Below are 26,455 nucleotides of genomic sequence, written 5' to 3'. Positions count from 1 at the left end.
TCATGGCATCGCTCGCGCTCGGGTTCTACCTGCTCGGACTGGTTCTCGCCTTCGGCGTACGCAGCATCGTGCAGTGGCGCCGCACCGGCGACACCGGACTGCGCCTCGACGCCGGCCGGATCGGTTCGCTGCGCTGGTGGGCCAAGCTGTCGTTTCTCGCCGCCCTCGTCCTCGGGCTGGCCGGTCCCGTCGCGGCACTGGCCGGGCTGGCCGGGCTCGGTGCGCTGAACCACCGGGCCGTCGCCGTCGCCGGGCTGGTCCTGGCCGGCGCCGGGATCGGCGCGACACTGCTGGCCCAGTTGACCATGGGCGCCTCGTGGCGTATCGGTGTCGATCCGCAGGAGCGGACCGCGCTGGTCACCGCCAGCGCGTTCGCCGTGGTCCGCAATCCGATCTTCACCGCGATGATCGTGACCAGTGCCGGCCTGGCGCTGATGGTGCCCAACGTCGTGTCGCTCGCCGCGACGGTGGTGCTCATCGCCTCGATCCAGGTGCAGGTCCGGGCGGTCGAGGAGCCGTACCTGGTGCGTACGCACGGCCAGGCCTACACCGACTACGCGGCCCGGGTCGGCCGCTTCCTGCCCGGCCTCACCGCACGCTCCGGCTGGCCGACGGGCTAGGTGAGCAGCTCGGCGTCGTGGACCAGGAGCGCCACCTGGACCCGGTTGTTCAGCCCGAGCTTCGCCAGCAGCCGGGACACGTGGCCCTTCACCGTCGGCAGGCTCATCACCAGCTCGGTGCCGATCTCCGCGTTCGACCAGCCCCGGCCGAGCCCCAGCGCCACCTCGCGTTCTCGTTCGGTCAGCGTCGCCAGCCGGGTCCGGGCGCGGTCCCGGCGCGGTCCGGCCGCGGGGTCGGCGACGTGGTCGATCAGCTGCCGGATCACGGCCGGCGACAGGGTGGCCGAGCCGCCCGCCACCGCCCGGACCGCCTCGATGATGTCGCGCGGCGGGGTGTCCTTGAGCAGGAAGCCGCTGGCACCGGCGCGCAGCGCGTCCAGCACGTGCTCGTCGGCGTGGAACGTGGTCAGCACGATCACCTGGGGCGGCGCCGGCCGCGACCGCAGCCGCCGGGTCGCGGTCAGCCCGTCGACCTTGGGCATCCTGATGTCCATCAGCACCACGTCGGGCCAGTGCGCGTCGGCCAGCGCGGCGGCCTGCGCGCCGTCGCCGGCCTCCGCGACGATCTCGATGTCCGGCGAACCGCCCAGCAGAATGCGCAGCCCGGCCCGCACCAGCGGATCGTCGTCCACGATCGCGAGCCGGATCGGCCGCGCCCGGTGGTTCAGGTCGGCCATGGCAGCCGGGCCTCAAGGTGGAAGTCGTCGTCCCGCCGGCCGTACTCGACGTGGCCGCCGGCCAGCGCCGCCCGTTCGCTGACCCCGACCAGGCCCATCCCCGCACCCGGCACCCCGGGGCCCGGCGCCTGCCGGGGATACGGGTTGGAGATCCTGATCCGCAGCTCGGCGCCGGGCCCGCCGTCGAGCAGCACCCGCACCGCCGTTCCCGGCGCGTGCTTGCGCGCGTTCGTGAGCCCCTCCTGCACGATCCGGTAGGCCGTCCGCCCCAGCACCACCGACGGCCCGCCCGCCGGCACCGCGCAGGTGTAGCCCACCGACATGCCCATCGCCCGGGCGCTGTCGACCAGTCCCGGCAGGTCGGCCAGGCCGGGCTGGGGCGGCTCGGGGCGGCCCACCGCGCCCTCGCGCAGCACCCCGATCACGCCGCGGAGCTCCTCCAGGGCCTCGTGGGCGCTGGCCCGGATCGCCCCCGCCGCGATCGCCACCTCCTCCGGCCGGGCGTCGGTGCGCACCTCCAGCGCCCCGGCGTGCAGGCTGACCAGCGACATCCGGTGGGCCAGCACGTCGTGCATCTCCCGCGCGATCCGCGCCCGCTCGGTCAGCCGGGCCTGGTCGACCCGCAAGTGCTGCTCGGCCTCGAGCCGGGCGGCGTGCTCGCGCAGCGTCTCGGTCAGCCGCCGGTACGCCCGCACGAACATTCCCCACCCCAGCGCCCCCGCGGTGGTGACCGCGCGGACCAGCACGTCCACCCACACCGGGAACTCCGGGTTGTCGTGCAGCACGAAGTACACCGGCACGACCGCCACGTATGCCACGCCGAGGGCCAGCGCGACCGGGCCGCGACGGTGGATCGCCACGGTGAACAGCGCGACGATGACCGCGCCGGTCGCCATCACCGACACCGTGCTGACCGGCAGCAGGGCGAGGGCCAGCCCGACCGGCCACCGGCGGCGCAGCAGCACCAGGGCGGCGCAGCAGAGCACGCCGAGCCCGACGTCGGCGAGCCAGGGCAGCGGTGCGCCCGCGCGCGTGGCGTCACCGAGCGGCACCATCACCGACCCGTACGCCAGTGCCACCGTGACCGCGACGGCGTCGGCCAGCCGGTTCCGGGCCGCCGACCGGCGGCTTCCCACCGGATCGGGAACGAGCAGAGTGAACACCAGGCCGGCCATGTGCCGAAGCCTACGATCCGGCGCCCCGGCCGGGCACTGTCCGAAGTCGTCCGTGCCCCCTACCGAAGTAGGGGTGCGTACCGGATCCGAGGGCCGATGTGCCGCGGCCGCCGCCGGATCCAGGCTCGGGCCATGGTCAGACGAGTGGGGTGGATGGGCGCGGCGGCCGGATGGGGCCTCGTCGCGGGATGGTGGACGCCGCGCGGGCCGTTGACGATCACGCAGGCGCTGTGGTCGGTCGGGCTGAGCGTGGCCGTGGGCGCCCTGGCCGGGTGGCTGAGCCGGTCACGGTGGTCGATGCTGGCCGCGCCGGCGCTGTTCGCCGTCGCGGTCGAGGTGATGCGGCTGCGGGTGGACGGGCCGTCCGTGGACGCCCCGCACGCCAGCGCCTTCGGCTTGGTCGTGCTGGTCGCGGGCCGCGGGTTGCACGGCTTGCTCTCGGTGCTGCCGATGACGCTGGCCGCGGCGTACGGCGCGGGCCGGGTGCGGCGCGGCCGGGCCGGCGGCAGGCGGAGCTGGCGGTACGCGCGCCGCACGGCGACCGGGCTGCTGACGGCGATGTTGCTGGCGGTGACGGTGGCTGTCGCCGTGCCGGCCCGGACCCCGCCGATCGCGGGGGAGCGGGCCATCGCGGAGCTGGGGACGATCGACGCGGGCGGGCACCGGCTGGGCGCGCTGATCCGGGGCGCCGACCGGACGGCGCCGGTGCTGCTCTTCGTGCCCGGGGCGCCCGGCGGCTCCGAGCTGGGCGCGGCCCGCCGGCACCTCGCCGGGCTGGAGCGGCGGTTCGTGGTGGTGACCCTGGACCGGCGGGGCGGTGGCTCGTCCTATCCCGCGCTGGATCCGACCGCGACGGTGACGCTGGACGGCGCGGTCGCCGACGTCATCGCCGTCACCGAGGCGCTGCGCCGCCGGTTCCACCAGGAGAAGATCTATCTGCTCGGGCACTCCGGCGGCTCGATCCTCGGCGTGCTGGCCGTGCAGCGCCGGCCCGAGCTGTACCGGGCCTACATCGGCGCCGGGCAGGGCGTGGACCTGACGGCCAGCGACAAGATCTTCTACGCCGACATCCTCGCCTGGGCCCGGGACACCGGCCGGGCGGGGCTGGTGCGCACGCTCACCGCGCTCGGGCCGCCGCCGTACCGGGACGTGTACTCCTACGAGCCGATCATGCTCTACGAGAACGAGGTCTACGACTACGACCACTCCGCCAACGCCGAGGGCGCCGGCGACCCCTTCGCCGGCCTCGGCGCGTCCGAGCACACCCTGCTGCAGAAGGCGCACGTCCTCAACGCCGTGCTGGACACCTGGAGCGTGCTCTACCCGGCGATGCGGGACGTCGACCTGCGCCGGGACGTGCCGCGGCTGGAGGTGCCGGTCTACTTCGTGCAGGGCGCGCACGAGATGCGCGGCCTCGCCGCCCTCTTCACCCCCTGGTACGAAGCGCTGCGAGCGCCCGCCAAGCGGCTGATCATGGTGCCGTCCGGCGGCCACCGGGCGTTCCTGGAACAGCCGCGGCGCCTCGCCGAGGTCATGGACGAGGTGCTGGCTCAGCAGGCGGTGACACCCGGTAGGTGATGTGGGTGACCAGCGACGCCGACCGGCCGGAGAGCTGCTCCAGCCGCAGCGCCGGGACCCCGTCGAAGAGCCGCGCGCCCGCACCGAGCAGCACCGGGGCGACGTGCAGCCGCAACTCGTCGATGAGGCCGGCGGTGAGGGCCTGGTTGACCGTCGACGCGCCGCCGGCGACCGCGATCCGGCCGTCGCCGGTGGCCTGCCGGGCCCGGGCGATCGCCTCCTCGACACCGCCGGTGACGAAGGAGAACGTGGTGCCGCCCCGCATGACGAGGTCGGCGTGCGGGTGCCGGGTGACGACGAAGACCGGCTTGTGGTACGGCGGATCCTCGCCCCACCAGCCGCGCCACGCCGGATCCCAGTCACCGGCCCCGGGCCCGGCGAACATGTTGCGCCCCATGACGAAGGCGTCGGCGGCGGTGATCGCATCGAGCTCGGCGGTGTTCTCGTCGGGAGTGTCGAACATCCACCGGTGCAGCTGTTCACCACCCTCGCCGAGCGGGTCGTCCGGGCTCTGCCGGGGTCCGGCTACGTAGCCGTCGGCGGAGACGCCGAGGTCGCAGGTCACGTACGCCATGATCGAGGTCCTCCCGAATAGCCCGGCTGCTGTCCGCCATCGTTTCGGACCGTACCCGATACCCGCACCGGCAGACCGACCACCTGAGCCTGCTCAGGGCCGGGATGTGCCGTCTGCGCGGCGCGGGGGAACCCGGCTCGCGAGCCCGCGCGTCCAATCGTGGACTGCCAGCCGTGCGACCCCCGGAGGTCCGCCATGTCCGCCCGCCGCGCCTGCCCGTCGTTCGTCCTGCTCAGCACCGCGGCCCTGCTCGGCTCCGTGGTCCTGCTCGCCGCCCGGGCCACTCCTGCCCGGGCCACTCCCGCCCGGGCCACTCCGGCCGCTCCCGGTCGGCGACGGGGTGGCGGTGGCGGCCGGGCCGGCACCACGGTGCCCGATCTGATCGGCCGCGACATCGCCGTGGTCGACAAGCTCGCCGGTGACGCCGGGGTGGTGGCCGTCCTGAGCTACCGTCCCCGGGCCCGGCAGGCACCGGGCACGGTGGTGGCGGTCCATCCCGCGGCCGGCGCGAGCGTGGGGCGCGGGAGCACGATCCAGGTCTCGGTGGCCGGCCGGCCCAGCACGGATCTCGGCGACCGCATCGCCGCCGACCGCCGCCGCTTCGTCGGGCTCGGCGCCGATCCGGACGGCACCCTGGTCGTGGCCGTGGCCGCCGGGGTGAACCCGGACGCGGCCGTTTCCGCGATCCGGCCGGCCCTGGCGGGCCGCAAGCACCGCGTCGTCACGTGCGACACGACCTTCGCCGAGCTGGAGAGAGTCCGCGCCGGGGTGAGCGCCGCCCTCCTGCAGGCCGCCGGCTTCACCCTGCGGGTGGATCCGGTGGCCGGTGTGGTCCGGGTCGAGGGCGACATCCCGGCGAAGCTGGCCGCCGCGCTGACCAACCGGTACGGCCGCGCCGTCATCGTGGCCCGCGGCGAACCGGCCCGCCGATCCGCCTGAGCCAGCCGCTGGCGAAGCGGCCGGCGCTCAGCTTGTGATGTCGCGGCCGGCGAAGCGGGCCCACGCCGCCGACAGGAACACCACGATGTAGGCGCCGGCCGACAGCAGACCCGGCCGCAGCGCGCCCAACGACACCGGGTCGCGCAGCAGCTCGCCGAAATCCTCCCAGTGCCGGGTCAGCAGGTACGGGTGCAGCCAGTCCAGCTGCGGGATCTGCAGCAGCACGAAACTCGCCACGGTCAGCATGGTCAGCGCGATGGTGGCACCCATCGGCTGCTCGGTGAGGGTGGACAGGAACAGCCCGATCGCGCCCAGCGCCGACAGGCAGACCCCCAGGTACAGGCAGACGCCGAGCAGCCGCAGCAGTGCCTCGCCGAAGCTGGTCTGTGAGCCGGAGAGCAGGGTGACGTTCCCGCCCCCGAAGAGGATCAGCCCGATCGCCAGCCCGGAGACCGCGACCACCAGCGGCGCCAGGAACGCGCCCGCCACGATGCCCGCGTACTTGACGGCCAGCAGGCGGGTGCGGTCCACCGGCACGGTCAGCAGATAGCGCAGCGTGCCCTGGTTCGCCTCGCCGGCCACCGCGTCGCCGGCCAGCATCGCGATCGCGATCGGCAGGAACAGCCCCAGTTCGACGGCGAGCGCGGCCAGTGCCACGAAGAAGCCGTTGCCGGTGATCTGGGCGAAGAAGTCCGGGCCGCCGCCACGGCTGCCCGAGGTGTCCGGCGCGGCCACCTTCATCGCCACGGCCAGCACGATCGGCACCGCGGCCAGCGCGGCCAGGCCGACCTGGTTGCGCCGGCGGACCGCGATCAGCCGCAGCTCGGAGCGCAGGAACCGGGTCGAGAACCGGCGGACCGGGGCCGCCGGGACCCCGGACACCTCAACCGCTGACATCGAAGCCTCTTCCGGTCAGGGACACGAACACGTCCTCGAGGCTGGGTGACTCGACCGAGTAGCCGCGTACCGCCACTCCGTCGTGCACCAGCGCGGCCACCACCTTGTCCGGCGCGATCGCGCCGAGCTGCCCGGCGGCCTCGGCCGCCGTCTCGGTGACCTCGGTCAGGCCCAGCGTGCGCAGCACCTCGGCGGCCTGCGCCGGCTGGTCGGTCAGCACCCGGGCCCGGGGCGCCGCGTCCGAGCGCAGCTGGGTGAGCGGCTCCTGGGCGACCAGCTTGCCCCGGTGCATCACCCCGACGTGGGTGCAGATCTGCTCGACCTCGGCGAGCAGGTGGGTGCTGAGCAGCACCGTCGCGCCCTCCGCGGCGAGCGCCCCGACCAGCGTGCGCACCTCGCGGGTGCCCTGCGGGTCCAGGCCGTTGGTCGGTTCGTCCAGGATGAGCAGCTCGCGCGGTACGAGCAGGGCGGCCGCGATGGCCAGCCGCTGCTTCATGCCGAGCGAGTAGGTGCGGTAGCGCTTGGCTGCCGCGGCGCCCAGCCCGACCCGGTCCAGGGCGGCGGCGATGCGGGTCTCCGCGGTGCCGGCCTCGGCGCCCCGGTCGGCCGCGTCGAGCCGCCGCAGGTTGTCGCGCCCCGAGAGGTACGGGTGGAAGCCCGGCCCCTCGACCAGCGAGCCGACCCGGGGGAGCACCTCGGCGGCGCGGTCGGGCATCGCCGCGCCGAGCAACTCGTGCCGGCCGGCGCTGGGGCCGATCAGCCCGAGCAGCATCCGGATCGTGGTGGTCTTGCCCGACCCGTTCGGGCCGAGGAAGCCGTAGACCGCCCCGCGGGGGACAGCCAGGTCGACGGTGTCCACCGCGACCTGGCTGCCGAACCGCTTGGTCAGCCCGTATGTGGCGACCGCGAGGTCAGTCACTTTCCGGCTGCCTCATACAGCTTCTCCGGGGCCACCGCGCCGACCAGGATCCGGCCGTCGTCGGTGATCAGCGCGCTGAACAGGGCGCTGGTGAGCAGGCGCCCGCTGCCCCAGCTGCCGCTGATCTTCGGCAGCGCGCCGACGATCGCGTCCAGCTGCCCGGCGGCCTGGTCGGCGCCGGTCTTGGCGCCGGCCTTGTCGTCACCGGCGGCCGGCATCTTGGCCACCAGCACCGAGGTCCAGCCCGTGCCGACGACCTTGGTGCCGTCTGCGGCGGCCTGCTTCTCGGCCTCCTTCGCCTGCTCCGGCGTGATCGCCTTGTCGTGCTCCTTGGCGAGGTCGGCCGCGCTGGGCTCGGTCACCTTGGTGCCTTCCGGCGGGTTGAAGGCGAACTGCTCCGCGTCCGGCACCTTGAAGGTGATCTGCTGGAACGCCACCCGCACCGCGGGGTCGTTGGCGTTCTTGGCGTACACGTCGACGCCGAGCGGCACGTGCTTCTCCGCGTCGATGGCCAGGCGCACCTGGCCGATCAGCGAGGCGGTGTCACGCGGGGTGAGCACCAGCTCGTAGGCGTCCCGCCCGGCGACCTTGGCCGCGCCGGTCGTGGTGACCGCCGTGGTCGGATCGATCGCGGCGAGCGCCGCGTCGGCGGCCTCCTGCGGCGTGGACGGCACACCCGTCGGCAGCGCCGCCGGCTTCTTGTCCGCCTTGTCCGCGGGGATCTTGTAGTGGGTGGCCGAGCTGTCGGCGCTGCGCCACATCCACACGTCCGAGCCGTTGCGGATCACGTCGGTCTCGCCGAGCGTGCCCATCAGGGCGACGCGGGCCTTGTCCTCGCCGGCGTACCAGACCCGGGCGGTGTTGCTGCCCGCGACGAGCTTCATGATGTCGGCGCTGCCGGCTCCGCTGGTGACGCCCGGCAGCGACGGCAGCCCCAGGTCGGCGGTCTGCACCACCGTGCCGGAGAAACCGTCGACCTTGGCGTTCTGCACGTCGACCAGCAGCTGAGCCGCACTGCGCTCCGGCAGCGAGGGGTCCGCGCTGGCCACGATCGTGCCCGCCGCCGCGCCGCCACCGATGACGGCGACCGCTGCCGCGGCCGGAACCAGCCAGCGCAGCGCGGGCCTTGACCTGAACACACTCACGATGAGCACCTCCCGTTGTCTGCAGCCATCGTGCGCCGACCGGCCTGTGACGCCGCTGAGAACATCCCCTAGGGGTTGCCCCCGTCGTGCCAAAGTAGTGGAGTGCGGTTGCTGGTGGTGGAGGATGAGGCGCGGCTCGCGGCCGCCCTGAAGCGTGGCCTGCAGGCCGAGGGTTTCGCGGTGGACGTGACCGGCGACGGCCAGGACGGGCTGGAGCTGGCCCGGCACGGCGACTACGACGCGATGATCCTCGATGTCATGCTGCCCCGGCTGTCCGGCTACCGGGTGGTGCGCCAGCTGCGGGCCGAGGAGCACTGGCTGCCGGTGCTGATGCTCTCGGCCAAGGACGGCGAGTACGACCAGGCCGACGGCCTGGACTGCGGCGCCGACGACTATCTGACCAAGCCCTTCTCTTACGTGGTGCTGCTGGCCCGGCTGCGCGCGCTGCTGCGCCGGGGCACCCCGGAACGGCCGGCGGTGCTGCGCCACGGCGACCTGGAGCTGGACCCGGCGCAGCGCAAGGTCACCGTCTCCGGCGCCGAGGTGATGCTGACCGCCCGCGAGTTCGCCCTGCTGGAATACCTGCTGCGCCGCCCCGGCGAGGTCGTCTCCAAGACCGAGCTGCTCGACCACGTCTGGGACGCCGCGCTGGAGACCGCCGCCAACGCGGTCGAGGTCTACGTCGGCTACCTGCGCCGCAAGATCGGCCGGGAGCGGCTGGAGACGGTCCGCGGCGCCGGCTACCGGCTGGCCGCTGTCGACGGGTCCTGAGCGTGACCTGGCTGCGCCGGCTCAGCCTGCGGGCCCGGCTGCTGCTGGTCTCGGTCGTGGTGCTCTTCGTCGGGCTCGCCGGCGGCGGCGTGGTGCTGGTCGCGACGATGAATTTCGCGCTGCTGCGCACGGCGAACAACGAGGCGCTCGAAACCGCCAGGGCGGTCGCCGAGCTGGTGAACGAGGGCACGCTGAGCGATCCGCTGCCGGCTGCCCCGGCCGTACGGGTGCAGGTGGTCACCGCCAAGCACCAGGTCCGCGCGGTCTCGGCCGGGGCCGACCGGCTCGTGCCGATCCTCTACCCGGACGAGCTGAACGCGCTCGGCGACGGGCAGGGCCGGTTCATCCCCGGCAGCCGGATCGGGCTGGACGGCCGGGTGCGCGTGGTGAGCGTGACGGCCGGCCCGGCGAGCGACCCGGTCCACGTGCTCGTCGCCCGGCCCACCGCCGACCTCACCCAGGGCGTGCACCTGCTGCGCACCACGCTGCTGGTCACGTTCCCGCCGCTGGTGGCGCTGCTCGCGCTGGTGGCCTGGCGGGTGGTGGGCGCGACGCTGCGCCCGGTCGAGGCGCTGCGGGCCGGCGCGGAGGAGATCACCGGCGGGGCCCGGCCCGACCGGCTGCCGGTGCCGGACTCCCGCGACGAGATCCACCGGCTCGCGGTGACGCTGAACGGCATGCTGCACCGCCTCGACGCGGCCCGGGGGCGCCAGCGGGCCTTCGTGGCGGACGCCGCCCACGAGCTGCGCAGCCCGCTGACCAACATGCGGACCGAGCTGGAGGTGGCGCAGCGGCTGCCGGACACCACCGACTGGCCGGCGCTCGCCGACGACCTGCTCACCGACGTGGAACGGCTCAGCCGGCTGGTCGACGACCTGCTGCTGCTGGCCCGCGCGGACGACGGGAGCACCCGGGCGCTGACCCGGCGGGCCGAGGCGGTCGAGCTGGGCCAGTTGCTGGGCGAGGTCGCGGCGCGCTACCCGGCGGTGGAGTACGAACGGCCGGCGGTGCCGCTGCGCACCCAGGGGGAACGCGACGCGCTCGGCCGGGTGGTGGCGAACCTGCTCGACAACGCCGTCCGGCACGCCGCGTCGTCGGTGCGCCTGGCGGTGACGGCGGATGGCGCGTACCAGATGATCTCGGTCTCGGACGACGGGCCGGGCATCCCGGCGGCGGACCGCGAGCGGGTCTTCGACCGGTTCACCCGGCTCGACGACGCCCGCGCCCGCGACGCCGGCGGCTCCGGGCTGGGCCTGGCCATCGTCCGCGAGCTGGTCCGCCGGCACGGCGGCACGGTGGCGCTGCGGGGCACGGCGCCCCCGCCCGGCCTGCGCGTGGACGTCCGGCTGCCCGGCGCGTGACCCGCCGGGAGGACCGGCGCGCGGGCCGCGCCGGTGGCACCCGGAAATCCGGCTGGAACTTTTCCGCGACGGGTATCGACCAATGACCGTGCCCGGCGCCCTGGCCGGTTCGATCGGAAGGTTTCTGATGTCCCTGTTGAAGCGTTCGGCCGCGGTGGCCGGAATGGTCGCCGCCTTCACCCTCGCCCTCGCGGTGCCCGCGTCCGCGCACGTCACGGTGAATCCGAACACTGCGGTGCAGGGTGGCTACGCCAAGCTCACGTTCCGCGTGCCCAATGAGAGCGACACCGCGAGCACCACCAAGGTCGAGGTCAACCTGCCGGCCGACACCCCGTTCGCCTCGGTGTCGCTCAAGCCCGTCGCCGGCTGGACCATGGCGCCCGTGAAGTCGAAGCTGGCCAAGCCCGTCGAGGCGCACGGCACCCAGCTCACCGAGGCGGTCACGAAGATCACCTGGACCGCCGTCGGGGACGCGGCGATCAAGCCCGGCCAGTTCCAGGAGTTCGACGTGTCGGTCGGCCCGCTGCCGGAGGTGCCGCAGGTGGTGTTCAAGGCCCTGCAGACCTACTCGGACGGCAACGTGGTGCGGTGGATCGACGAGCCCACCACCGACGGGACCGAGCCGGAGAAGCCCGCGCCCGTCCTCAAGCTCACCGCGGCCGGCGCGACCGACGCCGCCGCCGGCAGCGGTGCCGCGCCGACCGTGGTCGCCGAGGCGCCGGCCGAGGAGGACGGCACCGCGTCCTGGGCCGGCGTCGTCGGGATCGGGCTGGGGCTGGCCGCGCTGGTGCTCGGCCTGCTCGCCTACCGCCGCTCGGGCCAGGGCGCCACAAGCCAGAGCGGCACGGGTCAGAGCAGCACGGACAACAGCGGCACGGGTCAGAGCGGCACGGGTCAGAACAGCGCGGACAAGAGCGGCGCGGATCAGGTCACCGCTGGTCAGAGCAACGCGGGGCAGTGACCGACGAGCAGGTCACCGAGTGGGCGCTCGCCGCCGGCCGGGGTGACCGGGACGCGGCGGCGGCGTTCGTCCGGGCCACCCAGCGGCAGTTGCGGCGCTTTCTGCAGCACCTCGCCGGGCCCGGCGAGGTCGAGGACCTGACCCAGGAGACCTACCTGCGGGCGCTGCGCAGCCTGCCCGGCTTCGCCGGCCGCGCCAGCGCCCGCACCTGGCTCTACACCATCGCCCGCCGGGTCGCCGTCGACCACGTCCGGGCCGCGGTCGTGCGCCCGCGGATCGCCCGGGTCGAGGACTGGCAGGGCGCGGCCGACGCCGTGGGCGCCGCGGACCGGCCGCGCTTCGAGGACGACCTGGCCCTGCGCGACCTGCTCGGCGGGCTGAGCGCCGAGCGGCGGGAGGCCTTCGTGGCCACCCAGCTGCTGGGCCTGTCGTACGCGGAGGCGGCCGAGGTCTGCGACTGCCCGGTGGGGACGATCCGCTCCCGGGTGGCCCGGGCCCGCGAGGACCTGGTGGCGGCGCTGGCCGCGAGCGGGGACCCGCGCCGGGGCCGCGCCCCGAACGCGGCGGGCTGACGGTCGCTCAGGTGCCGGTGTAGAACGCGTAGGTGCGGTCGGCCTGGGCGCGGGCGGCTTCCGGGTCGGTGCCGTTCGCGATCGCCGCCTCGGCCCAGCTGTCGCTGCTCAACCGGTAGAAGAGCCTGCCCTCGTCGGAAGCCGCCCAGCTCGCCACGATCTCGGGATTGTTCACCGTGGCCCGGTTGGCCACGTGCATGGCCAGGCCCAGCAGCGCCCCGTCCCAGCCGACCCCGGTCGCGCCGGGACCGTACTGGTCCCAGAACTCGTCGGCGACGTGGGCGACGTGCTCGAGCTCGAAGCGGGACCGGCCGTCGCCCTCGGCGCTCAGCCTGACCTCCACCCAGCTCACCTGGCCGTTGAACTCCCAGGTCGCGGAGTAGCCGCGTGGCTTGTCGCAGCGGGTGATCGTGCCGCTGGCGTTGCCCTCGAGCTGGTAGCTGCCGCCCTCGCGCAGGTCGCCGGAGACCGGCAGGAACCAGCGCGGGATCCGCTCGGGGCTGGTCACCGCCTCCCACAGGTCGTCGAGGTCGGTGTCGTAGACCTGGCTGATCGTGGAGACGCGGGCCTCGCCGGCCGCCAGCGTGCGGTCACCGACCTGGCGTCGTACCGCGCTGATCTGTTCTTTCGCGTCCTTCATCCGTCGCTCCGATCGTCGTCGCGGGCGGCGAGCCGCCGCTGTCTCTTGCCCCTGGCCACTTCGGTGGCCAGGGCGTCCAGGTGCGGGGTCCAGAACCGCCGGAACCGGCTCAGCCAGGCGTCGGCCTCGCGCAGCGCGGTGTCGTCGACCGCGTAGAGCCGGCGGGTGCCCTCCGGCCGTACGGTGGCGAAACCGTTGTCCCGCAGCACCTTGAGATGCTGGGAGACGGCGGGCTGGGAGATGCCGAACTCGGCCCGGATGACCTCGGTGACCGCGCCGGAGGGCTGCTCGCCGTCGGCGAGCAGCTCCAGGATGCGGCGGCGGACCGGGTCGCCGAGGACGTCGAACGCGTGCACCGGGCCATTATTGCAGTCGCGGCTTATATAAGGCAACTCTTAAACATTGGCCCCCGCCGGCCGGCTGCTGCCATGCTGCCTCAGGTGCGGCTCTGCGTGGTTCTGCTGGCGTTCGGCCTGCTGACGGGCTGCGGCGGCGGGGCGCCCCGGGCGCCCTCGACCGTGCTGCCCCGGCCGTCGCCCGGGGGATGGGCCACGCCCGGCCAGCCGAGCGTGCCGGCCCCGCCGTCCACCGGGCCGGCCCGGTCCGCGACCAGAACGGCCACGGCGGCGGCTACCACCAGGACCGCGGTCGTCAGCGGCGGCTGGGAGATCACCGTCTACTACACCGCCGTGCAGAGCTTCCACGACGGCGAGCCCGAGACCGTCACCGGCTGCCGCGGCCTCGACTGCGCGCACGGCGACGACGAACTCGGCGAGTATCCCGCCGACTTCGTCGCGGCGGTCAAGGACGAGGGGACCGGGCGTACGGCGGACGGCACGTACCTCAACTGGTCCCACGACGTCGGCTACTGGCTGGACAGCGCGGCGCGTGACACCGCCGGGGCGCCGCTGCGCCCGTTCGTCACCGCCGCCGCCGACCCCGGCGTGCTGCCGCGCGGCACGACCTTCCGGATCGCCGGCTGCGGGCACACCGACGACGGAGCCCCGCCGCCCGGCCCGGTCTGCGCGGGCCTGCGCCGGGCCCGCTGGACGGTGGCCGACGAGTTCACCCCCGGCCTCGGCGGCAGCAGGCACGTCGACGTCTACATCGGCGAGGAGACCGGACCGGACTTCACCGACTCGGCCTGGTATCTCACCCTCACCGGGGCGTCACTGCGACATGCCCCCTGAGCCGGGTGCCCGGCTCAGGAGGCGTACCGCTTGGCGGCGCGCTCGCGGGCCTTGACCGCCTCGACCTCGCGGTCCTTCGGCGGCGCGGTCGTGACGAGCGCGGCGAGCAGCTCTTCGGTCGCCGCCGCGACCGCGTCGACGGCCCGGTCGAAGGCGGCCTGATTGCGCTGCGACGGGCTGGTCGACCCGGCGACCTTGCGCACGTACTGCAGGGCGGCGGCCCGGACCTCGTCGGGCGTGGCCGGTGGCTCGAAGTTGTGCAGCTGGCGAATGTTTCGGCACATGGGGAAAGCCTAGCCACTGCCGGCCGCCCGGGCAGGCCCGGCGAACCGCCGGGAGCTTACGGCAGGATGTCCGGCGGGAACCATTCGACGGTCCGGAAGTTGCCGCTCTCCACCGTCTCGAAGGGCGCGTTGCTCGCGCAGAGCGGCACCGACTCGGTGTTGCCCGGGTCGAAGATCCAGCTGTAGCCGAGCCGGTCGTGGCGGCCGTGGTCGTAGACCGTGAAGCCGCGGCGCACGCCGATGAACTCCGGGTAACTGCTCGCGGTGATGACGCCGGTCGCGACCGCCACCGGGCCGCCGACCACCAGGCAGTCGATCTTCCCGCTGAACCAGCCACCCTCGGTGCCCAGGTAGTGGCTGACCCGGAACGTGCCCCGGGCGTCCGGGCCGAGCCCGTGGGCGGCGAAGGTGAAACGGATGTCGTCGCCTGCGGCCCGCCACAGCTTCGCGGAGCCGACCAGGCTCGGCTCCGTGGGCCGGGTGGGGCCGGCCGACGCCGCGCCGCCGGACGTGACCAGGACGGCGGCCGCGGCGGCCAGGGCCAGGATTGCTCGCTTCATCATGGTTCCTCCATGTCTGGTGTGCTACCGACATGGATCAGCCTGGTCGGCCGCGGCCCCGGACACCTCCCGCGCCGGAGGGAACCGGCTCCCGCTCAGGAGGGACTCACGAAGCCCGACTCGTACGCGGCGATCACCGCCTGGGTGCGGTCGCGGGCGCCCAGCTTGCTCAGCACGTTGCCGACGTGGGTCTTGACCGTCTGCACACCCAGCACCAGCCGCTCGGCGATCTCGGCGTTGGACAGGCCCTTCGCCATCAGCCGCAGCACCTCGGCCTCCCGGTCGGTCAGATCCGCCGGTGGGGTGTGGCCGCCGTACGCGGCCGCCAGGCGCCGGATCGCCGCCGGGAACAGGAGCGACTCGCCGGCCGCCACCACCCGGATCGCCGCCAGCACCTCGGCCGGACGGGCCCGTTTCAGCAGGAAGCCGCTCGCCCCGGCGCGCAGGGCCGCGTAGACGTACTCGTCGTGTTCGAAGGTCGTGATCATCAGAATCCGCGGCGGGCGGGCGGCGGTCGCCAGCAGGTGCCGGGTGGCCTGCAGCCCGTCGATGGCGGGCATCCGGACGTCCATCAGCACGACGTCCGGCCTGGTCCGGGCCAGCAGCGGCGGCACGGCGGCGCCGTCGGCCGCCTCGCCGACCATGATCAGGTCCGGCGCGGTGGAGATGATCGCGGTCAGCCCGATCCGGACGAGTTCCTCGTCGTCGACGACGGCCACCCGGATCGGTTCGCCGGGGGCGCTCACCAGTGCCACTCCGCCCGTACCCGCCATTGGTCGCCGTCCGGGCCGGCGACCAGCTCGCCGCCGAGCAGCGCCACCCGCTCCCGCATGCCGGCCAGCCCGCGGCCGGGCAGCGGATTCCGGACCTCCACCACCAGACCCGGCCCGCCGGCGGTGACCCGCAGCGACACCGGCGCCGGGGCGGCGTGCCGCAGCGCGTTGGTCAGCGACTCCTGCACGACCCGGTATGCCTGCCGGGACAGCTCGGCGGGCACCTCGCCGATCGGGCCGTCGGTCACCAGCCGCGCACCGGCCACCGCGGCCAGCCGGCCCAGGTCACCGAGGTCCGGCCGCCCGGCCACCGGCGCCTGCGGTTCGGCGCCGTGCACCTCGGCGCCGTGCACCTCGGCGCCGTGCACTTCGGCGCCGGGCAGCTGGGGGTCGGGTAGTTCAGCGCCGTGCAGCTCGGGGCCGGGCGGTTCGGGGCCGGGCGGTTCGGGGGAGGGGCGGAGCAGGCCGAGGACCTGGTCCAGGTCTTCCATGGCGGCGCGGGCGGTCTCCTCGATCGCGGTCAGGGCCCGGCGGGCGAAGGCCGGGTCGCGGTCGAGCAGTTCGCCCGCCGCGGCCGCCTGCACCACGGTCACCGTCAGCGCGTGACCGACCGAGTCGTGCAGATCGCGGGCGAGCCGGTTGCGCTCGGCGAGCCGGCGGGCCTGCGCCCGGATCGCCGCGACCCGCTCGTCGGCGGACGGACCGAGCAGCACCGGGGCCATCAGGGCGGCCAGCGCACCCAGCCCGGCGACCCCGTAGCCGGTGGCGAGCAGCAGGGCCACGCCCAGCAGCGCCCACCAGGCGGCCGTCCAGCCGGTGCGCGTCATGATCAGCGCCGCGGCGGTCGGCACCGCGACGAACAGCGCGAACGCGACGACCGCACCCACGCCGAGGTGCACCGCGAACCACAGCGCACCGCGCAGCCGGGCCTCCGGGGCGGGCCGCCCCGGCGGGTCCGGCAGCTCGACGCCGAGCAGCCAGCGGGCCGCGGCGACCTCCAGCACCCGGGCGCCGTGCAGGAAGGGCGGCGCCAACCCGATCACGGCCGCCGCGGCGCTGAGCACCACGGTGACGGCCAGGGGTGTCCCACCGTCCCGCGCCAACCCGGCCAGACCCGCCCCGACCAGCCCGTACGGCAGCAGCAGCACCCCGCCGAGCAGCAGGAACGCGCCCCGCCGGCAGGTGGTGGCGCTGACCAGCGGGGCGATCAGCCGCCGCGTCATCCGCCCGGCTCGCGGCTCGGCGGGAGGCCCGTCGCGGAGGGGAAGCGCACCGTCGGACCCTAGCTTGCCGGGTCGCCGCGGCGCTGCCCGTGCCGTGGCCGGTGCCGGGGCAGCCCGGATAGGTTCTCGGGGTGACCGTGGACCTCGACGAGCCGACGACCCCCGCCCCAGCCCGGCCCCGGGCCCGCCGGAGGTGGCTGTTCGCCCTGCTCATCGTGGTTCTGCTCGGGCAGATGGCGGCCGCCATGGTGGTCACCGCGGTGCAGCAGACCCCGACCATCGACGAGCCGGTGTACGTCGGCACCGCCATCACCTATGTCCAGCAGCACAGCCTGCGGTACAACCCGGAACACCCGCCGCTGGGCAAGCTGATCATGGCGGCGGGGCTGGTCTTCGCGCAGCCGAAGCTCGATCCCGCCTTCCGGGGCAACCAGACCGCGCTGGGCCGGCACGTGCTCTACTCGGCCGGCAACGACCCGTACGAGCTGATGTTCTTCGCCCGGCTTCCGATGATCATCCTGACGCTGCTGTTCGGGCTGGTGGTGTTCGCGTTCGCCCGCGACCTGGTGGGGCCGGTCGGCGGGCTGCTGGCGCTGGCCCTCTACGCGTTCTCGCCCGACGTGATCGCGCACGGTTCGCTCGCCACCCTGGACGTGCCGGCGGCCGGGTTCCTGCTGACCGCGACCTGGCTGCTCTGGCGGGCCCGGGGCCGGCCGCTGCCGTACGTCCCGCTGGCCGGGCTCGCGCTCGGCGCCGCGCTGGCCACCCGGATGAGCGTGCTGCCCGCGGTGCCGGTGCTGATGCTGCTGGCCTTCCTGGCGGTCAAGCGGCTGCGCGGGGTGGCGGCCGCCGGCGGGCTCGCCGCGATCGCGGTCGCCGTGGTCTGGGTGGTCTATCTCGCCGTCGATCCCACGCTGCGGTTCCTGCACCCGATCGGCATGCCGGTGATCGACGGGCTGCGCGGGCTGGCCGTGGACCTGCTGCCGTTCCCGGTGCCGTACCGCGACGGCATGCGGATCCAGTTCGCCTTCGAGGACCGGACGTTCAACGGCTTCCTGTTCGGCCACCCGTACAAGGGCTCGCGCTGGTACTACCTGCCGCTGGCCATGCTGGTGAAGACGCCGCTGGGCCTGCTGGTGCTGTGGCTGGCCGGCACGGTGGCCCTGCTGATCGTGCCGCGGCTGCGAATCGCCGCGCTGTACCTGCTCCTGCTGCCCGCCGTGCTATTCGTCGTGGCCATGACCGGCTCGCGCGACTTCGGCAGCCGGTACGCGGTGTTCATGCCGGTCTTCCTGGCCGTGGCGGCGGCCGCCGTGGTCGCGTTGCGCTGGCGCTGGGCGCACCTCACGGCGGCGGTGCTGACGCTGTTCGTGGCGGTCAGCTCGCTGCGGACGTTCCCGTACTACCTGCCGTACTCGAACGAGGCGTTCGGCGGCCCGGCCAAGACCCACCTGCGGCTGCACGACTCGAACGTCGACTGGGGCCAGGACCTGGGCCGGCTCGCCGACCGGCTGCGCGAGCGGTATCCCGGCGAGCAGGTCTGGCTGGTGTACAAGGGCGCCGGGTTGCCGGCCGCGTACGGCATCACCGCGGGGAACCCGCTGAAGACGCCGGCGGCGGACGTGCACGGCCTGCTCGTGGTCTCCGACAGCGCGGCCGCCCGGGCCGGCGCCCGGCTCAAGAGCCTGCTGCGCACCAGCGGCGAGCCGGTGGACGAGGTGGGCCACTCGATCACCATCTACCGCCGTCCCTGACCGGCGCCGGTGCCTCAGCCGGTCGGCTGCAGGCTGAACTTGCCGTTCTCGGTGCGCAGCAGCAGGAACCTCGGCTGGGCGCGGGTCCCGTCGGGGTTGAAGCTCAGCGGCCCGCTCAACGCGTCCAGCCTGGTGGTCGCGATCGCCTCGCGGACCGCCTCGTGGTCGAGGCTGCCGGCTCGCTTGATCGCGTCGAGCGCGACCTTCGCCGCGTCGTACGCCTCGACCGTCGACGTGCCCGGCGTCGTGCCGAAGGCCGTCCGGTAGCGCCTCGACCAGTCGGCCAGCTCGGGCATGAGCTCCGGGAAGATCGTCGCCGTGCCGTACACGTCCCGCGACTGCGCCGGGGTGAGGTTCGCCAGCAGCTGGCCGTCGGTGGAGCCGTCACCGACGACGATCTTGCTGGTGAAGCCGCCGTCGCGCAGATCCTTGATGAGCTGGCCGGCCTCGGCGTAGTAGCCGGTGTAGTACACGATGTCGGCCTCGCTGGTCAGCACCTTGCGGACGATCCGGGAGTAGTTCGTCGCGCCCTGGCTCAGTTCGAACTCGCCGGCCACCGCCAGGTCGCCGGTCCGCTTCGCCGCGGCGGCCGTGGAATCGGCCAGGGTGATCGGGAAGCTGGTGCCGTCGTGCACGACCGCCAGCCGGCGCCCGCCGAGCTGTTTCATCCAGCCGACCGCGATGTCCGCCTCGGCGCTGACCGTGCCGCAGATCAGGAAGACGCTGTCGTACTTCGGCGCGAGCAGGTCGGTGGAGTTGGCCTGCGCCACGACCATCGGCACGCCGGCGGACCGGAAGATCTTCAGGGTGGGCACGGTGGCGCTGCTGCAGTAGCCGCCGATCGAGGCCACGATGTCCTTGCCGACCAGGGTGCGGGCGGCGGTGACCGCGGTGCCGGGGTCGCAGGCGTCGTCCTCGACGACCAGTTCGATCTGCCGGCCCAGGACGCCGCCGGCCGCGTTGGCCTCGCTGATCGCCAGCCGGGCTCCGTTGACCATGGATTCGCCGGACGGGCTGCTGCGCCCGGTGAGCGGCACGAGGGTGCCGAGGCGGATGGTGCCCGCCGCGGGCTCCGTCGCGGTCGTGGAGCTCTTCGCCTGCTCGCCGCAGCCGGCGAGGGCGGCCAGTACGACCGCCAGCGCGACGCCGGCCAGCAGTTGTCGGCTGCGCATGGGACCACCCCGTCCTTCGACTCATGGGTCTCTTCGGTACCGGACCCGGTCAGCTGAGCTCATTCGCCTTCACCTCCGCCCGCCGCTGCCGAATAGACCGACGTGATCAGGCGCATCCGAGGACGCAGTGTGGCGATGACCGCTGCCCTGGCGGGGGTGCTGCTGGCGCTGGCCGGATACGTCATCCAGGGCACCGTGCACACCACCCGGGCCACCGAGCAGCAGAGCCACGCGCTGGTCATCGACTCGATGTTCGCCGAGGCGCGGATCGCGATCGCGATGCAGGAGGTGAACCTGCGGCACTACCAGGTCGAGCCCTCCGTGGCCGTCGAGCAGCGCTTCGCCCAGGTGGCCCGCACCTCGAACGACACGCTGAGCCGGATCGCCGCCGAAGACACCGGGCAGGCCCGGGTGGACGCGCTGCGGCTGCGGGAGGAGCAACTCGCGTACCAGGTCCTCGCCGCGCGGTTGATCGCGCAGATCGCGGACAGCGACCCCGGGCACATCCAGCTCGACCGGCTCGAGGTGACGCCGGCCTTCTACAGCCTGCAGGACGACGTGGACGAGGTGTCGCGGGCGTACCACGACGACGCCCAGATGCAGGTCGCGGAGCTGCGCCGGACCCAGGTGCGGCTGCTCATCGGCACCTCGGTCGGCTTCGGCGTGACCCTGACCCTGGTCGGCATGATCCTGCGGCTGGTGCTCGGCTACCAGCACCGCCTGGTCGAGCAGGCCGCGGCGAGCCGGCACCTGGCCCTGCACGATCCGCTCACCGGACTGCCCAACCGCACCCTCTTCGGCCAGCGGCTGCGCCGGGCCCTGGCCGACATCACCGCCGCGGGCGACGGTCATCAGATGGCGCTCATGGTCATCGACCTCAACGGCTTCAAGGCCGTCAACGACACCCTCGGCCACCACGCCGGCGACCTGGTGCTGATCGAGTCCGGCCGCCGGCTGACCAGCGGCGTCGGCGCCGACGGCCTGGTGGCCCGGCTCGGCGGCGACGAGTTCGCCGTGCTGCTGCCGCACGTCTCCGGCGTCGCCGCGGCCACCGAGCTGGCCGAGCGGCTGGTCGGCTCGCTGCGCCGCGACTTCCTGCTGGACGAGGGCCCGGCGGCGATCAGCGGCAGCCTCGGCATCGCGCTCGGCCCGCTGCACGGCGCCGCCGACGAGCTGTTCCGGCACGCCGACGCGGCGATGTACCGGGCCAAGGGCAACGGCGGCGGCGTCGCCGTCTACGACGCCGCCGAGGACACCGAGACGCCCGACCGGATGCAGCTCTTCGCCGACCTGCGGGCACTGCTCGACAGCGGCGACCCGGACGGTCAGCTGCGGCTGCACTACCAGCCCCAGGTACGCCTCAGCGACGGTGCCGTGACCGCCGTGGAGGCGCTGGTGCGCTGGCAGCACCCCGACCGGGGGCTACTGCCGCCCGCGGTGTTCCTGCCCGTCGCGGAGAGCCGGGGCCTGGAGATCCGGCTGACCGACCATCTGCTGGGCCTGGCGGTGCGGCAGGCCGCCCGGTGGCGGGAGACGGGGCTGGAATACCGGATGGCGGTGAACGTGTCACCCGGCTGCCTGATCGACGCCGGCTTCGTGGCCCGGGTGCTGGGCACGCTCGCCGCCGCGGGGCTGCCGCCGCGGCTGCTGTGCCTGGAACTGACCGAGACCAGCATCATGGCCGACCCGGAACGCGCGGTCCGCGCCCTGCACGAGATCCGCGAACACGGCGTCTCGGTGTCCGTCGACGACTTCGGCACCGGGTTCAGCTCGCTGGCCCAGCTGCGCCGGGTGCCGGCCGACGAGCTGAAGATCGACCGTACCTTCGTCCGCGACCTGACGCCCGGCTCCCCGGACGCGGTCATGGTGCGCAGCGCCATCGATCTCGGCCACAACCTGGGCCTGTCCGTGGTCGCCGAGGGCGTGGAGGACGTGCCGGCGCTGCTCCGGCTGCGCGAGCTGGCCTGCGACTACGCCCAGGGTTTCGCGCTGAGCCACCCGGTGCCCGCCGGTCTGCTGCCGCAGGCCTGCCTCGACGCCGAGCAGGTGGTGCGCGCGGCCGTCGAGGCGGGCGGGGGCGGAGTGCTGCTGCGCTGAGCCGGCCGCCGGGAAAATGTCGTACCCGGCGGGCAGAGTGTCAGGGGTGCATACGCTTTCCGGTCCTGACACGTCCCCCCTGCGCGGCTGGCTGCCGAGCTATCTCATGCTCGCCGTGATCTGGGGCACCAGCTTCCTGTTCATCAAGGTCGGCGTCCGCGAGCTGCATCCGCTGTGGCTCACCTTCGCCCGGGTCGCCGCGGGCGCGGCGGTCCTGCTGGTCGTGCTCGCGGCGACCCGCGACCGGCTGCCGCGCGACGCGCGGCTGTGGGGCCACCTCGCGGTGGTGGCCGCGCTGGGCGTCACGGTGCCCTTCACCCTCTTCGGGTACGGCGAGCAGCGCGTCTCCTCGGTGCTCGCCGGCATCTGGAACGCCGCCACGCCCCTGGTCGCGTTGCCGCTGGCGGTGCTGGTGTTCCGCACGGAGTCGCTGACCCGGCGCCGGGTGGCCGGCATCGCGACCGGGTTCGCCGGCGTCCTGGTGGTGCTGGGCGTGTGGCGCGACATCGGCGGCTCCCAGCTCACCGGGCAGCTCATGTGCTTCGGCGCGGCGATGTGCTACGCCGTGGCGATCCCGTACCAGAAGAAGTTCATCGCCGGCCGGGCCGGCTCCGGCGTCTCGATCGCCGCCGGGCAGCTGCTGATGGCCCTGGCCCAGCTCGCCGTGCTGGCGCCGCTGCTCGCCGGCGCGCCGCCGGCCCCGGCGGAGCTGTCGCCGCAGGTGGTGCTGTGCGTGCTGGCGCTGGGCACGCTCGGCACGGGCCTGGCGTTCGTGCTGAACATGCGGGTGATCCGGGTCGCGGGGGCCAGCACGTCGACGTCGGTGACCTACCTGATGCCGGTGGTGGCGACCGTGGTCGGCGTGTCGATCCTGGGCGAGCACCTGCTCTGGAACCAGCCGGTGGGTGCGGTCGTCGTCCTGGCCGGCGTGGCGATCTCCCAGGGCGTGCTGTCCCGGCGCCGCCGCGACCCCGGCCCGGAGCGCGCGCCGGATCCGGGTCAGCCGAGATTGACCAACGTGACGTAGCCGACGCCGCCCCCTGGCAATCGTTCATCAAGGCTTCACAATGCCTATCTATTGGATGGATATCGTGGGCTCCATGACGAGATCGCTATCCCTGAGCGGCGGCGGGCCGGCAGCCGCCAACCGGCGGGCCGAGGAGGCGGCGGTCCGGCGCCAGTTCGAGAAGGACGCGGTCTGGAGCCGGATGATCGCTCCCGGCGGACGGGTTCCGGACCTGCCGCTGATCGAGGTCGACCTGGGTCCGATCCACCTGCGCCGGCTGCTCGACACCGGGCCGCTGGTGCTGGTCTTCATCCGGCACGCGAGCTCGGTGGCCTGCGAGAGCACGCTCGTGGCCTACCAGCGCACCCTCGAACCCACCTGTGTGGACCTGGGCGCCCACCTGGTGGCGGTGAGCCCGCAGCGGGCGGAGCTGCTCGCCCCGGTCAAGCACCGCAACAACCTGAGCTACCTGGTGGCCGCCGATCCCCGGCACGCCCTGATCGACGCCTTCGGGATCGGCTACCAGGCGCCGGAGGCGACCGCGAAGCTGGGCACCCGCCGCACGGTCCTGCCATATCCGAGCGTGGTGGTCGCCGACCGCACCGGCACGGTCCGCTACGCCGACGTGCACCCGTTCACGGCGGCCCGCACCCCGGCGGCGCCGATCATCGCGGTCCTGCGCCAGCAGATCAGCTCGCAACCGGTGGCCCCGCGCGGCTGACCGGCGGCCCGGGCCCGGGAGCGGCCAGCCGGCGGACACAGCCGGGCGTGGCACCATGGCGCGGATGAGTGCTCCTCGGCTGCTGGCCATTCTGGGAACGGCTGCGATCGCCGTCGCCGTGCTGATCATCGGTGCCCTGCACGTCGTTCCCCCGACGTCCGCGATCAGCCCGTACCGGCGCACCATCAGCCAGTACGCCCTGACCGAGGCCGGCGGGACCTTCAACGTGGCGGTGCTGATCCTGGCAGCCGGTTCGGTGGCGACGATGCTGGCCGTCATCGGCGCGGGCCTGGCGCCCGCGCGGTCGGGTGGCGTGCTCGCGATGCTGCTGTGGAGCGTCGCGCTGGCCGCCGTCGTCTACTTTCCCAAGCACAACTGGGCGGTGGGCCCGAGCATGGACGGCACCGTGCACCGGTTCGCCAGCGTGGTGGCGTTCCTGAGCCTGCCGGTCGGTGCGCTGCTGATCGGCCGGGCCTGGTGGGCCCACCCGCGATGGCGTGTGCACGCCCGCTGGACGTGGGGCCTCGGCCTGTGGTCGCTGCTGTCCCTCACCCCGATCGTCGCCGCGATCCTCGCCCAGCCCTGGACCGGCGTCGCCTGGTGGCGGGCGATCCCGCTGGGCGCCGTCGAGCGGGTGCTCACGATCAGCGAGGTGGGCATCGTGCTGGCCCTGGCCTGGTGGGCCGCCGCCGCGTCCGTCCGCGGCGCGGCGACCGTCGCCGCGCCCGGCGAACAGAGCGCCGTCTCCCGGGACTGAAGCGCCGCTCGACCAGCGGTAAGGCCCGCCGGATCAGGCCGCCCATCGCCCGTCTGATCGGCAGGCCCAGGTGGACGGTCGGCGTTCGAGAGTGGCGCTGAGGCGGCAGCCACCGCGCGAGAACAATCCCTCACGCACAGCGTCGACGAGGCCGTCTTCCTCGGCAGCCGGGTCGTCGTGCTCAGCGCGCGGCCCGGCCGGGTCGCGCTGGACCTGCCCATCGACCTGCCGCGCACCGGCGTCGCGCCGGACGAGTTGCGCGGGCTGCCCGCGTACGCCGCACTGCGCGCGGAGATCGGCCACGCCGTGCGCAGTGCGGCGGCGACCCGGGAATTTATATAAGTGCTGTTATAGTTTTCGGATGACCGAACCCGACCTGCTCGACAGCAGCTACTACGGCCCCCTGTTCGGCCTGCTCGCGCGGATGGACGCGGACATCGCCGGGCTCTACACCGAGGCCGGGATCGACGGCGTCCGCACGCGCTTCGTCGGCCCGATCATCGACCTCGCCCGCTCCGGTCCGCTGACCATCAAGGAGCTCGCCGAGCGCCGGCAGGTCAGCCACTCGGCGATGAGTCAGACCGCCGCCGCGATGCGCAAGGCTGGCCTGGTCGAACCGGCCGCCGACAGCGACGGCCGGGCCCGCCGCATCCAGCTGACTGCCCGCTCCCGCGAGGTCGTGCCCTTCCTGCAAGCGGAGTGGCGGGCCACCGAGGCCACGGTACGGGCGCTCGACGCGGAACTGCCGTACCCGATCATGCGGGTGGTCGCCGACATCCGGGCCGCGCTGGAGACCCGCCCGTTCACCCAGCGGCTGCGCGACCATCTGTGACCGCACTCGACTCGCTGGTCGACCTGCGCCCGCTGCGGGAGAACCGCACTTTCCGCCGGCTGTGGCTGGGCACCACCGCGTCGAGCCTCGGCGGCCAGCTCGGCGGGTTCGCCGTCGTCTACTACGTCTGGGACCGCACCCACAGCGCCGCCATGGTCGGCATGGTCGGCCTGGTCCTCGCCGTTCCGCTGATCGTGCTCGCGCTGGCCGGCACCGCCTTCGCCGACCACGTCGACCGGCGCCGGCTGGCGCTGGGCTGCGCGTACGGGCAGCTCACGGTCAGCGCCGGGATGGCCGGGGTGGCCGCCTCCGACGTGGGCGGCGTGCCCCTGATGCTCGTCCTGACCGGCGCCGGCTCGGGCCTGGCGGCCCTCGGCGGGCCGGCCAAGCTGTCCTTCACCCCGGTCCTGCTCAGCGGCCACCGGCTCGCCGCCGGACTGGCCCTCAACCACCTGTCCTTCCAGCTCGCCATGCTGCTCGGCCCGGCGGCGGCCGGCCTGATCACCGCGCAGTGGGGCACGGCCTGGTGCTTCGCCATCGACTCGGCGACCTTCGGCTGCGCGCTGATCGGCATCGCGGGCCTGCCCCGGGGCATGCGGGGCGGGGCCGGGCGCCCGGGCGCGGCGGCGATCCGCGACGGCCTGGCGTTCACCGCCCGCACGCCCGAGGTCCGCGGCGCGTTCCTCGCCGACCTGGCCGCCACCCTGCTGGCCATGCCCGTCGCCCTGTTCCCGGTGATCAACGAGGAGCGGTTCGGCGGCCGGCCGGAGATTCTCGGCCTGTTCACCACGGCCGTCGCCGTCGGCGGGGTGGCCGCGTCCGTGCTCTCCGGGCTGGCCACTCACCGCCGGCGCCCCGGGACGGTGCTGCTGGTCTGCGGCGCGATCTGGGCCGTGGCGCTGGGACTGGTCGGGATCAGCGGGCACCTGCTCGTCGTCCTGGGGCTGCTGGCGGTGGCCGGCGGGGCCGACACCTGGGCCGTGGTGTCCCGGGGCACGGTGGTGCAGTCGTCGACCCCGGCGGCGTACCGGGGGCGGGTGGCGTCGCTGGAGCACATCGTCGGCGCGGCGGGCCCGCAGCTGGGCAACCTGCGCGCGGGCCTGGTCGCCGCGCTGACCTCGGGCGGCGCGTCCCTGGCCATCGGCGGCGTCCTGGGCGTGCTGGGCACCGGCCTGGTCGCCCTGACGACCCCGGCGCTGCGCCGCTTCACGGTCGACGACCGGGTCACCGAGGAGGTGCCATGAACGCCCGGCGGTG

Annotated in this window: 28 protein-coding genes and 1 pseudogene; 16 read left to right on the top strand and 13 right to left on the bottom strand. The window is 74.1% G+C overall.

Features of this window, described 5'->3' with window-relative positions; translation table 11 throughout:
* The first annotated feature begins 2 nt into the window (after window positions 1-2).
* Complete coding sequence (locus DMB66_RS00655; protein WP_125802001.1) at window positions 3-620, top strand: isoprenylcysteine carboxylmethyltransferase family protein; 618 nt, start codon at window positions 3-5, stop codon at window positions 618-620.
* Here DMB66_RS00655 and DMB66_RS00650 read toward each other — a convergent pair.
* Both DMB66_RS00650 and DMB66_RS00645 read right to left on the bottom strand, forming a co-directional pair.
* Window positions 617-1,297, bottom strand: coding sequence for a response regulator transcription factor (locus DMB66_RS00650; RefSeq protein ID WP_125802000.1), 681 nt, complete (start codon window positions 1,295-1,297; stop codon window positions 617-619). The genes DMB66_RS00655 and DMB66_RS00650 overlap by 4 nt on opposite strands.
* Complete coding sequence (locus tag DMB66_RS00645) at window positions 1,285-2,472, bottom strand: sensor histidine kinase (RefSeq protein ID WP_233624191.1); 1,188 nt, start codon at window positions 2,470-2,472, stop codon at window positions 1,285-1,287. The genes DMB66_RS00650 and DMB66_RS00645 overlap by 13 nt, the downstream gene beginning before the upstream one ends.
* Window positions 2,473-2,604: 132 nt before the next feature.
* Here DMB66_RS00645 and DMB66_RS00640 point away from each other — a divergent pair, with 132 nt between their 5' ends.
* Complete coding sequence (locus tag DMB66_RS00640) at window positions 2,605-4,050, top strand: alpha/beta fold hydrolase (protein WP_125801999.1); 1,446 nt, start codon at window positions 2,605-2,607, stop codon at window positions 4,048-4,050.
* Here DMB66_RS00640 and DMB66_RS00635 read toward each other — a convergent pair.
* On the bottom strand, window positions 4,004-4,624 hold the full coding sequence (locus tag DMB66_RS00635) for a dihydrofolate reductase family protein (protein WP_125801998.1): 621 nt from the start codon (window positions 4,622-4,624) through the stop codon (window positions 4,004-4,006). The two genes, DMB66_RS00640 and DMB66_RS00635, sit on opposite strands and share 47 nt — an antisense overlap.
* 195 nt (window positions 4,625-4,819) lie before the next feature.
* Here DMB66_RS00635 and DMB66_RS00630 point away from each other — a divergent pair, with 195 nt between their 5' ends.
* Window positions 4,820-5,563, top strand: a complete 744-nt coding sequence (locus DMB66_RS00630; protein WP_125801997.1) for a PASTA domain-containing protein — start codon at window positions 4,820-4,822, stop codon at window positions 5,561-5,563.
* Between the two features lie 27 nt (window positions 5,564-5,590).
* Here the strand turns inward: DMB66_RS00630 and DMB66_RS00625 are convergent, their stop codons facing one another.
* The 3 genes from DMB66_RS00625 to DMB66_RS00615 are packed head-to-tail and all read right to left on the bottom strand — an operon-like array spanning window position 5,591 to window position 8,524.
* A complete protein-coding gene (locus DMB66_RS00625) occupies window positions 5,591-6,460 on the bottom strand; it encodes an ABC transporter permease (RefSeq protein WP_125801996.1) in 870 nt (289 codons plus the stop codon).
* Window positions 6,447-7,379, bottom strand: coding sequence for an ABC transporter ATP-binding protein (locus tag DMB66_RS00620; protein WP_125801995.1), 933 nt, complete (start codon window positions 7,377-7,379; stop codon window positions 6,447-6,449). The genes DMB66_RS00625 and DMB66_RS00620 overlap by 14 nt, the downstream gene beginning before the upstream one ends.
* Window positions 7,376-8,524, bottom strand: a complete 1,149-nt coding sequence (locus DMB66_RS00615) for a hypothetical protein (RefSeq protein ID WP_125801994.1) — start codon at window positions 8,522-8,524, stop codon at window positions 7,376-7,378. Before DMB66_RS00615 ends, DMB66_RS00620 begins: the two co-directional genes overlap by 4 nt.
* A gap of 102 nt (window positions 8,525-8,626) precedes the next feature.
* On the opposite strand from DMB66_RS00615, the gene DMB66_RS00610 reads away from it, so the two are divergent.
* The 4 genes and pseudogenes from DMB66_RS00610 to DMB66_RS00595 all read left to right on the top strand — a co-directional run bounded on the left by DMB66_RS00610 (window position 8,627) and on the right by DMB66_RS00595 (window position 12,189).
* A complete protein-coding gene (locus DMB66_RS00610) occupies window positions 8,627-9,295 on the top strand; it encodes a response regulator transcription factor (protein WP_125801993.1) in 669 nt (222 codons plus the stop codon).
* A gap of 2 nt (window positions 9,296-9,297) precedes the next feature.
* Entirely contained in the window at window positions 9,298-10,656 is a 1,359-nt protein-coding gene (locus DMB66_RS00605) for an ATP-binding protein (RefSeq protein WP_233624190.1), read from the top strand.
* A gap of 127 nt (window positions 10,657-10,783) precedes the next feature.
* Window positions 10,784-11,473 (top strand): annotated as a pseudogene (locus DMB66_RS00600) (YcnI family protein); the annotation flags it as partial.
* A 140-nt stretch (window positions 11,474-11,613) separates the two neighbouring features.
* Window positions 11,614-12,189 (top strand): sigma-70 family RNA polymerase sigma factor, encoded by a 576-nt coding sequence (locus DMB66_RS00595; RefSeq protein WP_125801991.1) that lies wholly within the window; start codon window positions 11,614-11,616, stop codon window positions 12,187-12,189.
* A 7-nt stretch (window positions 12,190-12,196) separates the two neighbouring features.
* Here the strand turns inward: DMB66_RS00595 and DMB66_RS00590 are convergent, their stop codons facing one another.
* Window positions 12,197-12,829 carry an SRPBCC family protein gene (locus tag DMB66_RS00590; protein ID WP_125801990.1) on the bottom strand — a complete coding sequence of 211 codons (633 nt, stop codon included), beginning with the start codon at window positions 12,827-12,829 and terminating at the stop codon, window positions 12,197-12,199.
* Window positions 12,826-13,185, bottom strand: coding sequence for a helix-turn-helix transcriptional regulator (locus tag DMB66_RS00585; RefSeq protein WP_125801989.1), 360 nt, complete (start codon window positions 13,183-13,185; stop codon window positions 12,826-12,828). Before DMB66_RS00585 ends, DMB66_RS00590 begins: the two co-directional genes overlap by 4 nt.
* Before the next feature lie 72 nt (window positions 13,186-13,257).
* Here DMB66_RS00585 and DMB66_RS00580 point away from each other — a divergent pair, with 72 nt between their 5' ends.
* Window positions 13,258-14,019 (top strand): hypothetical protein, encoded by a 762-nt coding sequence (locus DMB66_RS00580; protein ID WP_199751621.1) that lies wholly within the window; start codon window positions 13,258-13,260, stop codon window positions 14,017-14,019.
* 14 nt (window positions 14,020-14,033) lie between these two features.
* Here DMB66_RS00580 and DMB66_RS00575 read toward each other — a convergent pair whose 3' ends face one another.
* The 4 genes from DMB66_RS00575 to DMB66_RS00560 form a co-directional block, all read right to left on the bottom strand.
* Complete coding sequence (locus DMB66_RS00575) at window positions 14,034-14,303, bottom strand: DUF2277 domain-containing protein (protein ID WP_125801988.1); 270 nt, start codon at window positions 14,301-14,303, stop codon at window positions 14,034-14,036.
* A gap of 56 nt (window positions 14,304-14,359) precedes the next feature.
* The gene (locus DMB66_RS00570) at window positions 14,360-14,866 is read right to left on the bottom strand and encodes a hypothetical protein (protein WP_199751618.1); all 507 of its coding nucleotides are present in this window, start codon (window positions 14,864-14,866) and stop codon (window positions 14,360-14,362) included.
* Between the two features lie 92 nt (window positions 14,867-14,958).
* Entirely contained in the window at window positions 14,959-15,636 is a 678-nt protein-coding gene (locus DMB66_RS00565; RefSeq protein ID WP_125801987.1) for a response regulator transcription factor, read from the bottom strand.
* The gene (locus DMB66_RS00560; RefSeq protein WP_125801986.1) at window positions 15,606-16,859 is read right to left on the bottom strand and encodes a sensor histidine kinase; all 1,254 of its coding nucleotides are present in this window, start codon (window positions 16,857-16,859) and stop codon (window positions 15,606-15,608) included. Before DMB66_RS00560 ends, DMB66_RS00565 begins: the two co-directional genes overlap by 31 nt.
* A 131-nt stretch (window positions 16,860-16,990) precedes the next feature.
* Here DMB66_RS00560 and DMB66_RS00555 point away from each other — a divergent pair, with 131 nt between their 5' ends.
* Entirely contained in the window at window positions 16,991-18,613 is a 1,623-nt protein-coding gene (locus tag DMB66_RS00555; protein WP_233624188.1) for a glycosyltransferase family 39 protein, read from the top strand.
* A gap of 14 nt (window positions 18,614-18,627) precedes the next feature.
* On the opposite strand, the gene DMB66_RS00550 is transcribed toward DMB66_RS00555, so the two are convergent.
* Entirely contained in the window at window positions 18,628-19,785 is a 1,158-nt protein-coding gene (locus DMB66_RS00550; RefSeq protein ID WP_125801985.1) for a branched-chain amino acid ABC transporter substrate-binding protein, read from the bottom strand.
* 135 nt (window positions 19,786-19,920) lie between these two features.
* Between DMB66_RS00550 and DMB66_RS00545 the strand changes: the two genes are divergently transcribed.
* The 7 genes from DMB66_RS00545 (at window position 19,921) to DMB66_RS00515 (ending at window position 26,442) form a co-directional block, all read left to right on the top strand.
* Complete coding sequence (locus DMB66_RS00545) at window positions 19,921-21,882, top strand: bifunctional diguanylate cyclase/phosphodiesterase (protein WP_125801984.1); 1,962 nt, start codon at window positions 19,921-19,923, stop codon at window positions 21,880-21,882.
* 16 nt (window positions 21,883-21,898) lie between these two features.
* Window positions 21,899-22,909: a DMT family transporter gene (locus tag DMB66_RS00540; RefSeq protein WP_125801983.1), complete on the top strand. Its 1,011-nt coding sequence runs from the start codon at window positions 21,899-21,901 to the stop codon at window positions 22,907-22,909.
* Window positions 22,910-22,982: 73 nt separating this feature from the next.
* Window positions 22,983-23,609 carry a redoxin domain-containing protein gene (locus DMB66_RS00535; protein WP_125801982.1) on the top strand — a complete coding sequence of 209 codons (627 nt, stop codon included), beginning with the start codon at window positions 22,983-22,985 and terminating at the stop codon, window positions 23,607-23,609.
* A gap of 64 nt (window positions 23,610-23,673) precedes the next feature.
* The gene (locus tag DMB66_RS00530; protein WP_199751613.1) at window positions 23,674-24,366 is read left to right on the top strand and encodes a DUF998 domain-containing protein; all 693 of its coding nucleotides are present in this window, start codon (window positions 23,674-23,676) and stop codon (window positions 24,364-24,366) included.
* Window positions 24,367-24,543: 177 nt separating this feature from the next.
* Window positions 24,544-24,708 (top strand): hypothetical protein, encoded by a 165-nt coding sequence (locus DMB66_RS00525; protein WP_370318316.1) that lies wholly within the window; start codon window positions 24,544-24,546, stop codon window positions 24,706-24,708.
* Between the two features lie 19 nt (window positions 24,709-24,727).
* Window positions 24,728-25,198, top strand: coding sequence for a MarR family winged helix-turn-helix transcriptional regulator (locus DMB66_RS00520; protein ID WP_199751609.1), 471 nt, complete (start codon window positions 24,728-24,730; stop codon window positions 25,196-25,198).
* A complete protein-coding gene (locus DMB66_RS00515) occupies window positions 25,195-26,442 on the top strand; it encodes an MFS transporter (protein WP_125801980.1) in 1,248 nt (415 codons plus the stop codon). Before DMB66_RS00520 ends, DMB66_RS00515 begins: the two co-directional genes overlap by 4 nt.
* Window positions 26,443-26,455 lie beyond the last annotated feature (13 nt).

This window comes from Actinoplanes sp. ATCC 53533 (assembly GCF_003947245.1).
This window is presented reverse-complemented; position numbering and strand designations above follow the sequence as displayed.